11 protein-coding genes are annotated in these 14,187 nt (G+C 64.7%); 4 read left to right on the top strand and 7 right to left on the bottom strand.

What is annotated here, in order from left to right:
- Positions 1–93: 93 nt before the first annotated feature.
- The 3 genes from VNH11_19155 to VNH11_19165 form a co-directional block, all read right to left on the bottom strand.
- Positions 94–942, bottom strand: coding sequence for a hypothetical protein (locus VNH11_19155; GenBank protein ID HVA48491.1), 849 nt, complete (start codon positions 940–942; stop codon positions 94–96).
- A complete protein-coding gene (locus tag VNH11_19160) occupies positions 935–2,389 on the bottom strand; it encodes an N-6 DNA methylase (protein HVA48492.1) in 1,455 nt (484 codons plus the stop codon). The genes VNH11_19155 and VNH11_19160 overlap by 8 nt, the downstream gene beginning before the upstream one ends.
- A 240-nt stretch (positions 2,390–2,629) precedes the next feature.
- A complete protein-coding gene (locus VNH11_19165; protein ID HVA48493.1) occupies positions 2,630–2,788 on the bottom strand; it encodes a hypothetical protein in 159 nt (52 codons plus the stop codon).
- Positions 2,789–3,414: 626 nt separating this feature from the next.
- Here VNH11_19165 and VNH11_19170 point away from each other — a divergent pair.
- Positions 3,415–3,564: a hypothetical protein gene (locus VNH11_19170; protein ID HVA48494.1), complete on the top strand. Its 150-nt coding sequence runs from the start codon at positions 3,415–3,417 to the stop codon at positions 3,562–3,564.
- A gap of 266 nt (positions 3,565–3,830) precedes the next feature.
- Positions 3,831–3,971 (top strand): hypothetical protein, encoded by a 141-nt coding sequence (locus tag VNH11_19175; GenBank protein ID HVA48495.1) that lies wholly within the window; start codon positions 3,831–3,833, stop codon positions 3,969–3,971.
- Positions 3,972–3,988: 17 nt separating this feature from the next.
- On the opposite strand, the gene VNH11_19180 is transcribed toward VNH11_19175, so the two are convergent.
- Together VNH11_19180 and VNH11_19185 are read right to left on the bottom strand one after the other, a co-directional pair.
- The gene (locus VNH11_19180; GenBank protein HVA48496.1) at positions 3,989–8,011 is read right to left on the bottom strand and encodes a protein kinase; all 4,023 of its coding nucleotides are present in this window, start codon (positions 8,009–8,011) and stop codon (positions 3,989–3,991) included.
- Positions 8,012–8,151: 140 nt separating this feature from the next.
- Positions 8,152–8,550 carry a hypothetical protein gene (locus tag VNH11_19185; GenBank protein ID HVA48497.1) on the bottom strand — a complete coding sequence of 133 codons (399 nt, stop codon included), beginning with the start codon at positions 8,548–8,550 and terminating at the stop codon, positions 8,152–8,154.
- Between the two features lie 253 nt (positions 8,551–8,803).
- On the opposite strand from VNH11_19185, the gene VNH11_19190 reads away from it, so the two are divergent.
- Positions 8,804–9,361, top strand: a complete 558-nt coding sequence (locus VNH11_19190; protein HVA48498.1) for a transcription termination/antitermination NusG family protein — start codon at positions 8,804–8,806, stop codon at positions 9,359–9,361.
- A 31-nt stretch (positions 9,362–9,392) separates the two neighbouring features.
- Here VNH11_19190 and VNH11_19195 read toward each other — a convergent pair whose 3' ends face one another.
- Positions 9,393–9,617 (bottom strand): hypothetical protein, encoded by a 225-nt coding sequence (locus tag VNH11_19195; GenBank protein ID HVA48499.1) that lies wholly within the window; start codon positions 9,615–9,617, stop codon positions 9,393–9,395.
- Positions 9,618–9,973: 356 nt separating this feature from the next.
- Between VNH11_19195 and VNH11_19200 the strand changes: the two genes are divergently transcribed.
- Positions 9,974–12,727, top strand: coding sequence for an FHA domain-containing protein (locus VNH11_19200; protein ID HVA48500.1), 2,754 nt, complete (start codon positions 9,974–9,976; stop codon positions 12,725–12,727).
- Between the two features lie 1,111 nt (positions 12,728–13,838).
- On the opposite strand, the gene VNH11_19205 is transcribed toward VNH11_19200, so the two are convergent.
- Positions 13,839–14,187, bottom strand: a 349-nt coding sequence (locus VNH11_19205; protein ID HVA48501.1) for a hypothetical protein, incomplete at its 5' end; no start/stop codon positions are given.

Genomic DNA, 14,187 nt, shown 5'->3' on the forward strand with positions numbered 1-14,187 from the left:
GAGCTGGTCGCTCTCGTGCAATCAGGACAGGATGACTATTGTTCCAGTGGGAGATTGATCGAGACGAGAGACGCCCAGCGGAGGTTAAGCGACTTAGGAGATCCGGGGCCGGTATTCGGCAATCCTGGCGTCGATGACCGCTGGCGAATCGGGTGCCCATTCAAGCCGCCGCGTGACGGTCTTGAGACCGGGGGCAGCGTAGACGAAGCGCGTATCGTACTGCCCATAGAGCTTGTCGAAGAAGGTCGCAAAGCTCAGCTCGCTGCCGGCAGGCGGAAAACCAGCCACAAGCGTGCCGATTGCATTACTGCGCGCTTCGACCAAACAAATCGCAACGGCCTCGTACTTGGTCACCGCATCGCGGATATCGTTGCGGCCAGCGAGCCGAGCCATCACGTCGTGATAGCGTAGGATGCCGTCAGAGACGTGCCCGTCCTTTGTGAATGCGACGTCATTGGGGGCAATGCCCTCGCCTTCCCGGTTGGCGCGGAGCACGTGGAGAAAGCCGTAAACGAGCGCCGGGTACGCAATGTGGAGGTTCGTGCAGTCTCCAGCCGCTTCCTCCATCCGGTTTGTGAGGTTGCGAAAAGCGTTCAACGTGCCCTTCATGGAAATGGCGAGCACAGGCCCGATTCCATCTTTGGTAACCACAACATCGACGCTTTTTGTCTTCAATCCTCCGAAGACGGTCCTTTCGTCGCTGCCTCCCGCCAGCTCTGAATAATCGAGGATCCAGCGTTTCCCATCCTTCTTGACCTCGAACGGCGGTCGGGGCCGCACTTCGTCAGGTCGAAAACCGCCCTCGATCACAAGCCGGCAGGCGACATACCAATGAAGCGGCTTTATGTGCTCTGAACCTTGGTGCCCCGCCACGTTTTCCACGAAGGTGGTGAGCGCCTCCTTCCTTGTCAGCCATTGGCACCTGGAGGCATCTCTAGCCATAGTGCCTCCAGCAACGCATTAGATCGATTCCCTCTTGCAGCTCGCTTTCGTGATCGTGGAGTTCACCAAGCTCCTTCCGGACTAGAACGCGGTTTGCCTCACGCGGCTCCAGCTTCAGCAGCCCGCCGCCAAGCGGGTGGCCCTCAATCTCGCAACTAAGTCGGGTCAGCGGATCATTCCATCGCCGTTGCAGTTCCGTAACGCTAAAAGCCTCCTTCATGCGGACGACATGCACCGAGTTCGTTGCCACGCAACCAGCATGGTTTGCGACGAGGGCCGGAGTTTCGCCGCTCATATATGACAAGAAGGCATCGGGCACACAAACGTCCGGCACCGCGTACCAAGGCGTTCGGTTTCGGCACTTGTACGATTCGCGCGCCGCGTGGCCGTCGTCCGAGTCGAGGTACCGTCTGACCGGCTGCGGAACCTCTTGTGCGGCATCAAGACGCAGCAGAAAGTTTGCCGAGTCATTCCGCAACCACTTTTCGACCGTCGATGCATTGATGGTCGATCCAACAAGATCTCGGCCGTTGCGGACCGCCGGAGCCAGAAACCGATCGTCGATTCCGCGGAACCTGGCGACACTCGGCCTGAGATGAAAAAAATCGTTGGCACCCGTGACGTAGCCGATGCCTACCCGCGCGACATCCGAGAGGCGGAACGTCGTGTCAGACTCCGCCAGCGCGCGGTAAACGTCGAGGGTGCGGTCAGGCAAAAGAAACGGACGCAGCCGCCGCCCAGAGCGGTGCCATTGGGCCAGGCTAACGCGGCGGCCGCCGGTCGGCGGATGCTCGCAAGCGTCGAACCGGGCCAGAGCGCTGAACAAGAAGCCGCCTGACTTCCCCCCGAAACCTTCGCAATAGAGAAGCCAGCAGTCTTCCGATAAATCGGAAAACAGCTTATCTCGGACCGCCACGATATGAACGGTGCTGAAGCTTCGCAGCAGGTAATCGAGCAAGGGCGCGGCATAGGGGGCATGGCCGATTTCGGCCGGCACCACAAAAGCCATGCGGCCTCCCGGCTTGAGGAGCGACGCCGTCGCCACGAGGAACGGTGCCCAGGAAGACGACAAGGCACTGAACCTCGCGCCCCGCATGGCACACAGCGCGAGCGCCGTCGACCGCACGGCACCGTTAAATCGCTGATATCGGATGAAGGGAGGGTTGCCGGCGGCACATTCGAAGCGTTCGCTCGTATCCAGCGCCCATGAGAAAAAATCACCCGCGTGGATGAGCGATTTGGGCGACCGCTTTCGAAGGGCAGCGGCCGCGTTGGGATCGCCCTCCACACCGACGCTGTTGGTGTGCGCGGCGAGAAACCGGCCGTCGCCGCATGCGGGATCGAGAAGCCGGTCGGTGTGAGCGGCGACGGCCCATCGGACCAGCGACCGGGCTACGCCATCCGGCGTGTAATAGGCTCCAAGCTGTTTCCGCCGTTCGATGTCCATTTAGCCCGACTCATGACGCCAACCGCACTCTTTGGGGCAGGGTACAGATGGACTGCTCTTTGGTCAATCCCCTGGCGGTTCCAGATCGCGCATCCGCGCTGAGCCAGCCTGTCAAGCGCCGCGGGCCGAGCAAGGCGGCCGCCGACCGAACGGCCCGGATTGCCGACCAGCGTGCGCGCCGAAATCCTCCTTCGCGCTCTCCACACCGTGAAACTGCCCGAGCGCTAAGCGGAGGCTGGATCAATTGGCCAACGGCACAACACGCGCCCCGAGTGGATCGCCGAGTCGTTCTTTGCCCGTCGCCAGCGCGGCGAACGGCCCGAGCTCGATCTTGGGAACTACGCGCCGCGAGCCGGGTCGAAGGCCCGGAAAGCGAAAATCGGCCCGCACGACTCGCACGCTCCCTCTCCCTCCGCGCCCCGCGAGCGGGCGCCCCGGGGCGGGGTGAGGGCCTTGGCGTCGCTTTCGATTCGATTCCCGCCACACCGCCCCACTGCACAGCGAAACCATCGCCCGAAACGGTGTACCGCGTCGGCAGAGAACCGCGGTGCGATGCGCGTGCAGCAATGGGCGCCTGCGCAGCCGCCTGCGTCTGTGTTTTCATCGGGAACCCGCGCTGAGCCAGCCTATCCAGCGCCGCGGGCCGAGCAAAACGGCCGCCGACCGCACGGGCCGGCTTGCCGGCTCCTCGGCACTCCGACTATAGTATGGGCGTTTTGAACTGCTGCGGAATGACCACGTTGCTCGCCCTATCCTTCGAACACGGTCGCGGTCATGGGACTCGCTGCTCCTTGTTCGTGCGGCTCTTTCATCCGCTACTCTCCTCCGGTTTTCACCGGCGCTTTCCCCTCTTTGCCCCTTTATTTGCTTGACTGGCGCAGTCCAGTTTAGTTAACCCTTGATAGGGGCTGCCACTATCGGCCGCCAATAGCGTCTGATAGACTTTTTGCGTAAACGATCTGCACCGTCGAGCGGCGCGATCATCGCAGGAAGCCCAGAGGCACGAGAAAAACCAGTTACTCGCCATGCCTCGCATTTTCGACAATATCGAGACGTCGATGCTGCCCGCGCTCCGCGAAACCCTCGCCGTTGCCGAGCGTGCCGACTTCTGCGTCGGCTACTTCAATCTCCGCGGGTGGCGGCAAATCGTTTATTCGATAAGTGTTGGATCTTGAGTCATGCCGCCTCGACTCAAACCTCGCTTCTCGGCCTACCAGTTCTCCCTCCGGCTCCGCGGCCTTCGCCCCGCCATCTGGCGCCGCGTCCGGGTGAAGGACTGCATTCTGCTTGACTTGGATCAGATTATTCTAGCGACCTTGGGCTTCGAGGGCGAGCAGAGTTTCCGCTTTTCCCCTCTTCCTGCCCAGCTACCCGGACGGCGACGAACACCGCCGATCTGCTGGCGCGGTTCGAGCTGCCGGCGTACAACTTCGAGACGCACGTGCCCGCCTATTTGACCAAGGCCCGCGTGCTGGAGGCGTTCTGCGCCTTTCGCGATTTCATCACCGAGGACCATCCTCAACCTGGCGTCGTCGAGTTGGCAATCGGCGCGGGCCTTAGAGCCATGGCGAAGCCCGGCTGAGCTTCCCAAGCCACGGCTCAGTCGTCCCAGACGCAGATGAAGGGGTGGGCGGTGGTTTCGGCCTCGTCGTACCACTCCGATTTGATCTTGCCCTGCTCGAAAACGACCAACAGGGAGGCCACGTCCTGGCCGCCGCCCGCGTTGTCCGGGTCGCCGGGGTGCCAATTGGCAAAGCCGGAGGCCACGGCCGAACCGTCCGGCCAGCGAAAATCGCCTTCGATCAATTGATCGGTGCAGCCCAGCCAACACCAGCGGCGCTCGCTGCCGCCGGTGGCCGACGCCAACAAACTCACCAGGGCCTCATTTTCTTGCAGAGTCTTGACGATCGGCAGCGACCCGCCCATGGCGCCGCAAGCGAAGGCGGCCCTGGCCCAGGTGGCCGGCGAGTCATAGAGTTTGTACCAGCGGTCGCCGATCCGCCGGGCGTCGAGCGGATGCCGCGGGCGGAAGGCGTCCGACGCGGTCTTTCGCTGCCGGCCCAGCGATTTGGCCCGGTTCTCAAGCGTGGCCTTGGTCTTGGCTGAAACGTTCCGCGGCGCCAGGCGATACCAGCGAGCGGCGCGCTCCAGGCACCACCACTTCAGCGGCGCTTCCGCCTTGGCCGAAAGGCCCCACCACCGTTCGCCGACCGCGACCGGTTCGTCGGCCCCTTCCGCTTTCGCCTCCTGAGCGGCCAGCCCGGCCCAGTCGGCCTCGCCGCATTTCCCGAAGTGATCCGCCGCCGCCGGCCAATCCCCCCGAACGACCGCCAAGTACAGCCCCGCGGCCCGATGATCGTCTTGCGAGTCGGGCGACGCGGCCAGCGCGGCCAACGCTTTTTGTCCGGCCGCGGTTTGAGCGCGCCACAAGCCGATTTCCACGCCACGAATCTTCAGCTCTTTGAGCACCTCGGCGGGCAACGATTTCATGGCCGAGCCGGCCGAAACCAGCGCCTCGGCCAAGGCGAACTCTTCGAGCGCCACCGCCACCTCGATCTGGCGAAGCAGTTCAATGCCGATGGCCTTTCTGGCGGCAGGATTCTTGGCGCTCTTCAGTACGGTCGACAGCCATTTCGCGTTCCACGATTCGAGATCCGCGTCGAAGTTGCGGGCCAGATCGGCTGCCGCCTGACAGGCCAGCGCCAGGTCGCCTTCCGCGGCGGCCTGCTGGACCGCGGCGTCGAGCAGCACCCAATGCCGCGCCGGATCGTCGACGTTTTGCGCCGCTTCGCGCCACAGCTTGTGGGCCGGCGACGGCTTCTCGCCCGGCTTGACACGCTGGCTGCGCAGCGACGAGACCATCGACTCAACGGCCTGGCGGGCCGAGTCCAACGCGTCCGACGCGGGCCGAGGCGGTTTGTGCCAATCGAGGGGCGCCACGTCGAAGCGATGCACGCGAAATGCCGACGTGGCGATCGAACGCGCGAAGAAGGCCGCGGGATCTTTGGCGCCCTCGAAAAAGGGAACCCGGTTCAGCGGGCCTTCGTAATGAACCAGTTCGCGGCCATCGACCTCGACGGCCAGGTGCAACACCTCGCCGCCGGACACACGGCACGTCACGGTGTGCAGCCGCCAGGGCGTCAACAGCACGCGGTCGGGCATATTCGCATTGGCCTGAAGCGAAACAAGCTCCGACGTGCCGGTCAATTCGTCCAGCGAGGCGAGCGCCCGGCTCCGGCCGACCGGCAGGCCAAGGTCGAATTGATCGCTGCCCGAAATGCGCTCGACGACCGCCGTCAGCGTATACTCGCTCGGCCGTTCGTGCGAGAAGCCGACGCACGACCCAGCCTTGTCCGTCGTGGCGTCGAGAACCAGGCGACCGTGATCGGCGTGGACTGCGCCGCTGGCGGCATCGCGCGCGACGTCCGCCTGGGCCAGCAAATTGGCAACCCCGTAGGCGGGCAAGCGTGCGCTCGGCGGCCCGAGGTCGAGGCGGACAAGGTGAAACTTCGACCTGATTCGCAGACCCAATCGGTGGGTGGCGTCGACCAGCTTCGATTCCAGCGGCGGCGCACCCGGCTGGTCGGTCCAATCGAGCGCCGTTTGCCCCTCGAAGGCCACGTGTACCCGGTGCTTGCGCACCGCGCAGACGATCGTCAGGGGGCCGTCGGGCAGCGTCATTGCCCGTTGCACCGGCCAGTTCGGCTGGCTCACTGCCAGCGACCATCCGGCCGTGGATGTGCGGAACATCGAGACGGTGGTCGCCCGGTCCTGAACGGGCAGACCGAAGTCGCACTCGCCTTCCAGCTTCAGGTCGTCGATGACGGCCGTCAGGTCATATTCGTCGGGCGGTACGACGTCGAACCACAGCACGGCGTCTCCCGAGAGGCCCTTCTCGCCCGGCGTGGGCGCGCCGACGGCGGCGGTGGCGTCGATCTTTTTCAGCAAGTCGAGCGGACCGGAAAGCGGATCGATCTTGAGGGGTGTCCCTTGCGCCGGTGTCGCTGGAGCGGCAGGATTGGCAGGCGGCGCCGATGGTTGGGGTTCCGGCGAGCTCGGTTTCGCTTTCGACGCGAATAGATCGCCCAACCAGTTTTCGTCGCTCGCGGTTGGCGGTCCAGACGAAGTTGTTCTCGACGGGGGCGCGGTGCTGCCGTAAGGGTTTGCAGCCGTCTTCTCGGCGACGGTCGGGGGGATTTCGCCGAGTGGGCGTTGCGTGCGATTCTTCTGGCTCGCTGACGGCGCGTCGGACGGGCCCGCCTTGGCGAGGCTCTGCTTTTCGCCGAGGTCCGGCCCGCGCTTCGACATCAGTAAGCCGAGCACCACGAACACGACCGCCACGCCGGCCGCGGCGGCGCCCCAGATCACCGGCACCGGAGGCTTTTTGGCAACGCGCCCGCGGCCGCTTCCCGACCCCGGCTCGGTCCGCAGCGTCTTGGAACTGTCCGGCGACGGCGTGTCGGAGCTGCTGCCGCCGGTCACGGCGGAGCCGATGCCCGAGCTGCCCGCCATGCGCTGCAAAAAGCTGTCTAAACCGTCGTCCTCCGTTCGAGGTATTTCCAGATTCGTGACGGCGGAGTCGTCGTCGGCGGCGCCGGACAGCAGCGCTTCGAGCGCGACGATGACCTCGCGCATGGACTGCGGCCGCTCGTCGGGCGACTTCGCCATCATGCGTCGATAGAGTTCGTTCAGCGCGGGAGGCACGTCGCCGCGCGCCTCACGCAACGAGGGGACCGGCTGCTCTCGGTGGGCCAGCAGCTTCTGCAGCATCGTCTCGCCCACATAGGGCGGGGAACCGATCAGCAAACGATATAACGTGCAACCGAGGCTGTAGATGTCCGAACGGTGGTCGGCCGTGCGGCTGTCGTAGCTTTGTTCGGGCGCCATGTAATCGACGGTGCCCAGCACCTGGCCGGAGGTGGTCAGCTCGGCCTGACCGGCGGCGACCGGAGCGGCAAACGATTGCTCGATGCGGGCCAGGCCGAGATCGAGCAGCTTGACCACGCCGCGCGAATTGACGATCAGGTTCGAGGGCTTGACGTCGCGGTGGATGATTCCTTCGGCGTGGGCGAATTCCAGCCCGCGTGCGGCCTGCACCACGCAGTTCATGGCCTGCTCGACCGACAGCGGCCCGCTGGCTTTGATGTGGCTCGACAGGTCGCAACCGTCGACGTATTCCATCGCCATGTAGTGCAGTCCGTGCGACTCGCCGGCATCGTAGGCGGTGACGATGTTGGGATGGCAGAGCCGGGCGGCCAGCTCGACTTCTTTATAGAACCGTTCGACCAGACCTTTGGAATGGGTGGCCTGCGGGGGCAGCACTTTGAGGGCCACGATCCGCTTCATGCGGCGATGTTCGGCCTTGAAGACCTGGCCCATGCCGCCTTCGCCCAACTTGTCGAGCACGAGATAATCGCCGAACACCAGGGTCCGCCCGCGACCCTGGAAGATTTGCCCGGCCTGGAAGCGCGTCAGCTTCTGGCGGCGGATGAGCTCGCGGGCCAGGGCATTGGGCGGGGCCGCAAGTTGTTCGGGCGAGAGATTGCGGCGCAGCTTCGCCAACTCCTCTATGGTGAGGATGCCCGGATCCGCCAGCCCATCGAGAAATTGCCGCGTGTTCATGGGGTTCATTCCAGGCCGCCGACAAGGGGCCTCTACCGCCCTTCGGTCGTATCGCCCTAATTACCTGGCGACGTTCGCTCTCTTCGCCGCAACCTTTCCGTTTTACCCTTCCGGATTGCCCGACGCCAGCACCCACAGGGCTAAGAAAGTTTGCCGGCATCGAGTCCGACGCGATGAAATTGGGCGAGGGTCTCGTAGATTTCGCCCTTGGGCTGCGAAGCGGCGACGGCGAAGATGGCCCGTACCACCTCGCCGCTCTCGGCCTGAATGCGGATCGAGACCTGGTTCGCACGAAGGGGGCCGGCATGAAGCAGCCTTACGCCGTCGTCGCTGACGGAGTGCATGACGACCCAGAACGGCTGCTGCTGGCCGTCGGCCGCGGCATCTTCTTCCGCCGAGTCCCATTCCACGGCGGTGGCCACGATGGGAGAAATGCGATAGACATCGCCCGGTTCTGCGGTCGCCAAGCGATGAATCAATTCACCAAACGTCGTGGGGCGGTGCGTCATAATCACCTTCCAACCTAAACTATAGGTCATGCGACGCTCCGCGGCAAGGTTTGTGACTGGTTGCACCGGTTGCCAAGCGGATTTTCGAGACTTTCCGGTTCGAGCGCGGTAGAATCAAGGAACTTCCAAACCGGAGTGACCCGCGGGGCTTCCCAACTCTGGGGCGGCAGGCTATTATCGCTGGGGTGGGTTTCGTTGATTTCCAGGTCAGGCGATCGGAAACGTCGCCGCGCGATTTGCAGTAGGAGAAAAAGCGATGCCGATTTTGGCTGCGGAAACGCAATTGTTTCCCGATGACCTGCTCACCAGTCTGGCCGAGCCTGCGGCCGGCGCCTCACTCGAGGACGGACTTTGGCAGGACCGGACCTGGTGGGTGGCGCACACCAAGCCACGCCAGGAGAAGAGCCTGGCCCGGGATCTCGAAGAGCAGAAGATTGCCTTTTACCTTCCCCAGGTGCCAAAAACCTCCGTGATCCGGGGCCGCACTCGTACGGCGCACATTCCGCTGTTCTCCAGCTACTTATTCATTTTCGGCAATGAATTGGATCGGTACACGAGCATGACCACCAACCGGATTGCTCAGGTGATGAACGTCGCGGATCCGCAAGAATTGACCCGCCAGTTGCTCAGCCTGTCGCGGCTGGTCGCCGCGGGCGCCCCGCTGACGGTGGAAAGCCGCTTGAAGACCGGCGATCGGGTGCGTGTGAAGAGCGGCGCTTTGGCGGGCGTGGAGGGCACCGTCGTGGCCCGGCGCCGCAAGTGCCGCCTGATCGTGGCCGTAAACCTGATTCAGCAGGGCGTTTCCATCGAGATCGACGACCACCTGCTGGATCCGATCTAACCTCGCGCCGGCCTTTGCGCGGCACCGGCGGTCATGCATGGCACGGTGCGTGGATTGAGGCGGTGCTACCGTGTAGGGCCTCTTGACTTAGGGCCACGGCTTCGTCGCGCAAAGCGTCGAGCCGGTCGAGCAAGCTCTCCATCTGGGCGGGTCGATGGCGGTGGCGGTAGAGAGATTCCGTGATCTGCTGTTGTTCGGCATGCCAACGAAGCCACAAGAGAAGTGCTTCTCGGCAACGAAGATCGGCATCCGGCATGAATCGGCTCCTCAAAAAGTCATTGAGCGCTCACCCTATCTCACAGGTCGCTTGACTTGCAGCAAATTTTAGGCCGTCACGAGGCAATCCTGAACGTACGAAGCAAAATGGCCGGACGATAACAAGCCCTGCGGGCCGAGGGCAATCGTAGTCTTTGCCGCACCCAGCCCTTTTGGTCGTCGACAAACCACAACGGTCGTCATCTGAACGTCAGGGGCTTTTTTGTAGGCTGGCGGGAGGGTAAACTGCTAGCATCGAAAAAGGGGGCCTCCTGAGACCGGTGGCCTATGGAATCGTCAAGCGGCACCGCGGCATCGAATGCCGTGTTATCCTGGCCTGGGCGCCAAATCATCGTGATGCTCGAACGGGCCGATGGCACGCGGTCCGAGTTCGTAGTACCCAAGCCGTTTGCGCGCATCGGCCGTGACCGAAGGGCGGAAATCGCGCTCGACGACGCGAGCTTGCTGCCCTGCCATGCGTATCTGCAGACCACGCGCGAAGGAATTTATTGCGCCGGCCTGGCTCCGGGAGTGCCGACGGGCTGGCTGCTGCCGAACGCCACGATCCAGATTGGCAGTTTTCGCATCCATGCCTCCCTCTACAACGAAAAGCAGGCCGTCGCCGCACTGCCCGACCCGCAGGGCAAGCATAGCGCCGCGGCGCCTTATCCGGAGCTGCGCGTATTTTCGGGGAAGGGCCGGGACATCTTCACCGACCACGCGTTCAGTCGACGGATGACGCTGGTGGGCCGTCAAGCGCCCGCGACTTGGCGCATCAAGCACGGCACGCTGTCTCGCATCCACTGCGCCTTCGTATGGGAAGAAGGCGAACTTTGGCTGATCGACCTGTTCAGCTCGAACGGCACGCGGGTGGCGGACCGGAAATTCGATGCCGGCGCGTTAAAAGCCGGCCAGGATTTCAGCTTGGGAATGGTCCGCTGTCGCTACCTCGGCCCTTCGGCGACCGCGACGGAACAGGCACGCACGGCTGACTCGGACGGCGGGCTGTTTGAGGCGGCCTCGGCTGCGGAACTTGACGCCAGCGTCCTCGGCAAGTCGTCCGGACTTGAAGCCGACGATTCCCACCGTCAGCAGAGCACGGACTCGGGGATTCGCCGGCGCATTGATCACGCAGAGCCTACCACCAGCCCGGCTCACGGAAAGGGCCCGTCTCAAGCCGGCACGCCAGGTCAGCAACACCAAGAAGCCTTGAAAAACGGTGTCTCGCAGACTCGCCCCGCCGAAACAGGCGAACCTGCGGATGGGCCTGACGTTCGCGACGACGGCCCCGCTGGTCCGGACGCGCCGGGCGAGACACTTCCCCGGGCCGCCGCGCTGGTCGAAACACGGCTGTCGCCGGCGGGCGACACAAAGTTCGTCCCGCCACCGCCACCCCCGGACTCATCCGTTCCCACCACCGGCGACGTCGAACTCGTCGAGGAGGCCGACGGCCCCGCGGGCAGCGACGCTGACGGCCGAGGGCGCTCGCTCGAACATCGGCTGGCCTGGCTGGAAGAGAGATTTTTGGCGAGTCAAGTCGACGCGGCGGAAGATCGGACGGGGGCCGCGGCGAAGCTCGCCAGGACCGAGAACGCGCTGGCGGCCGCGCAGCAAAAACTGGCGCGATTCGAGGAGGAGCTGCGGACGGAACGACAGCGGTGGCCCGGGCAATTCGAATCGCTGCGCCGCGAAGCCGAGCAGCAGTGGGCCGGACGCCTGGGCGAGTTCGCCGAGAGTCAGCGGACCGATCGCGCCGAGTTAATACGGCAAGGGAATCTGGCTGAAGAAGATCGCCGGAAGGAGCTTGGCGCGCTGCGTGAAAAACTCTCGGCGGATCTGGGCGAGGAGAAAAGCCGAGTCGAGCTGGCCATGCACGAGCTTCGCCAGCTCTCGGACGGCGTAGCGCATGAAAAAACGACGCTGGTCCAGCTAGCCGCCGACGCAGCCCAGCGCCTCGACGAACAGCGCGCAAGGGCCGAGCACGCCCTGAGTTGGCAGGCCCGTTGGGAGGAGCGCCTCGAGCAATTGTCGCAGGACGTGGTCCGCCGCACCGATGCGCTGCCCAGCCAACTCGCATTGCTCGAGCAATCGGTCAAGCAAGGGCTTGAAGCTCGCCTGGCGGCCCAGGCACCGCCGGCACCCGCAACGGGACCGGACGGCCCGGCGTCGGCTTCCGTCAGGGCGGAACTTGCGGCGGAGATGACGCGCACGGCTGCCGACGTGGACGCCGTACGGCAAGAACTGACGAAGGTCGCCGCCGAATTGAGCGGCGTGCGGACAGGACAAACCGAGTTCGAGAGCGAACTGAACGGAGCGCTGCGCGAGCAACTGTCGAAGCTGGGGGCCAGATGCGACGGCCTGGAACGGCGGCTGGAGCAGGGCCTCGTGGCGCTATCCAAGCAGTTGCTGCTACAGCGAGACGAGTTCCAAGGCAAGTTAGCCGCGTCGCCGTCTTGGGAGGGCCGCTTCCACGAGTTGGCCCAAGAAATCGAGCGGCGCGGCGCGGAAAACGACCGCCGCTATGCCGCGCTGGTTGCTTCCGCGGACGACCGGGTCGCTGCCCTGGAAGGGACGGTGACGGCCAAGCTGGCCGACTTGCGATCGCGGCAACAGCGACTCGCCGAGGAGATCGCGTCTGCGCGGTGTGCCGCGGTCGAACAGGCAGAGTCATTGGCAGTTTCGGAAGGGAAACCGGTCCCGCTCGTCGTCGAGCATGGCGCCGAGGAGCCATCGGCCTTCGACGGCCAGAGCGTTCTCAGCGAGTTCGACGATGCTGTGGCGGCGGAAATGCCCGGTGTGGTACCGGCAGTGCTGCTTCGTGGCGGACTGGCAGCGCGGCCGACCGCGCCGCGGCCGCCGTCGGGCGACGATGAGAATCCGGACGACCCGTCGGCGCCGGGGTGGCTGGTCAACGACGAGCTGACGCAGCGGCTGCTCGATTTTCGATCCAAACGGGAGCGGACCGCGCGGCAGCGCCGCGTGTTCTGGTCGCTGGCCGCCGCCGGGCTGGTGCTGGCGATCCTGGCGGTCGCCGGTGCCCTGCGCTCTTGGATTCACACCGGCGTCGGCCAGGCCGGTCCACCGACCGCATCCAGCGGCGAATTGCCGTGAGGATCCGTCGCCGGCGGTGGGTGCATGATGCACTTATACTTCACGCGGCCGAGAATGAGACGTTTTGCCGCGGGGAAGAGCGGTGGCTGGGCAGCGCTTGGCCAGATGGCGGCTGGTACCCTTCAATAGCGTGGCGGCCAAGCGATGCCCCGGTGCGTCCAACCGGGGCATCGCCTGGCCGCCGAGATGAACGAAGTGCCAGCCGCCAATCGGCCAGGCTCTGCCCCAGCCACCGCCAACGTCTCATTCTCGGCCGCGTGAAGTGGAACGCGAAGAGCGGCGCCGGCGGACCGCCGCAGGCGTTACTTCCCTGCGGGGCGACAGGATTTCGCCGGCAGGTCCAAGTCAACCGTCGATGTCCGCGGTTGAGCCTGTGGTTGAATTGACAATTGAGCCGGTGATTGGCGAGAGGATTTCGCCGGCAGGTCCCCGTCAAAGGCCGATGTCCGCGGCTGAGCCTGTGGTTGAATTGACAGTTGAACCGCTGATGGAGCTGACGGCCGAGCCGGCTCCGGGGGAATGTCGCGTGAGACAATGCTGTGCTTCTCGGCGCGGGCAGCGCGGATCGTCAGCCGCCTGCCGGACGGACCGATATCGGTCGAACTGCGTGGGTCGGCCGCCTGACGGGCGCCGGGGTCGATCTGCGACACGGCATCGCGGCCGGGCCGCAAGCGGCTCTCATCGGGCGGCGGTTCGTTGGCAGGCGCGGCGGGCGGGACGGAAGGCGTCTCGTCCGGCGTCGGGGCATAAGGCATCTCGTCCGGCATCGGGGCGGGCGGCAGCACGGTCTCCGGTTGCTCGGCCGGTGTCGGTCCCAACGGAGCCGGCGACTCGCTGGCTTCCATCACGGGCGGGCACGCCACGCACTCCGACGGCCATTGCCGCCAGCAAGTCGAAAAATACCCCCCGCACGGCCCATGGGGCGCGCAAGCACAGCGCGTGGGCCTCAGGGCCGGGGGGCGCGCCAACGCATGGCATCCGCAGGCCACGGCTAACAGCGCCAGCCAGATCGAACGCCCCACGGACCTTGTCGTAACGTGCATACGCTTCCCCTCCGTCGAAAACTCGCCCCGGCCCCGGTCACACGTTGTTCGTCGCAGCGGCATGCCGATCAGATCGATCCAATCCCGCCGTTGCTGCTACTAAAGAACTTGAGCCCCCGCACGGTGTACGTGCCCATCAGTATGCCGCCAAACATCCGCATAATGGGATTGATGACCTTGCCCATGGCGTTGTTGGTCGCCACCAACGGATCGTGGGCGATAAACAGCCGGTCGCCCGGCATGAGCTGATAGTTCGTAGCCGTTTCGCCCCGTTGACTGATGCCGTGCCAGTCGACCGCCAGAATCTGGTCGCAATCTGCTCCATAGGGGGCGGGACGCGCGACCCAGATTCGTTTCGAAGACACTTCCTGCATGCCGTTGACCTCGGCCAAGGCGTCCAGCACCGTATCGTTGCCC

This window comes from Pirellulales bacterium, from assembly GCA_035533075.1.
Taxonomy (GTDB): Bacteria; Planctomycetota; Planctomycetia; order Pirellulales; family JAICIG01; genus DASSFG01.

Coding starts and splice junctions, on each gene's coding strand:
- VNH11_19170 (HVA48494.1), top strand. CDS start 3,415: ATGCCTCGCATTTTCGACAATATCGAGACGTCGATGCTGCCCGCGCTC.
- VNH11_19185 (HVA48497.1), bottom strand. CDS start 8,550: ATGACCTATAGTTTAGGTTGGAAGGTGATTATGACGCACCGCCCCACG.
- VNH11_19180 (HVA48496.1), bottom strand. CDS start 8,011: ATGAACACGCGGCAATTTCTCGATGGGCTGGCGGATCCGGGCATCCTC.
- VNH11_19160 (HVA48492.1), bottom strand. CDS start 2,389: ATGGACATCGAACGGCGGAAACAGCTTGGAGCCTATTACACGCCGGAT.
- VNH11_19195 (HVA48499.1), bottom strand. CDS start 9,617: ATGCCGGATGCCGATCTTCGTTGCCGAGAAGCACTTCTCTTGTGGCTT.
- VNH11_19155 (HVA48491.1), bottom strand. CDS start 942: ATGGCTAGAGATGCCTCCAGGTGCCAATGGCTGACAAGGAAGGAGGCG.
- VNH11_19200 (HVA48500.1), top strand. CDS start 9,974: ATGCTCGAACGGGCCGATGGCACGCGGTCCGAGTTCGTAGTACCCAAG.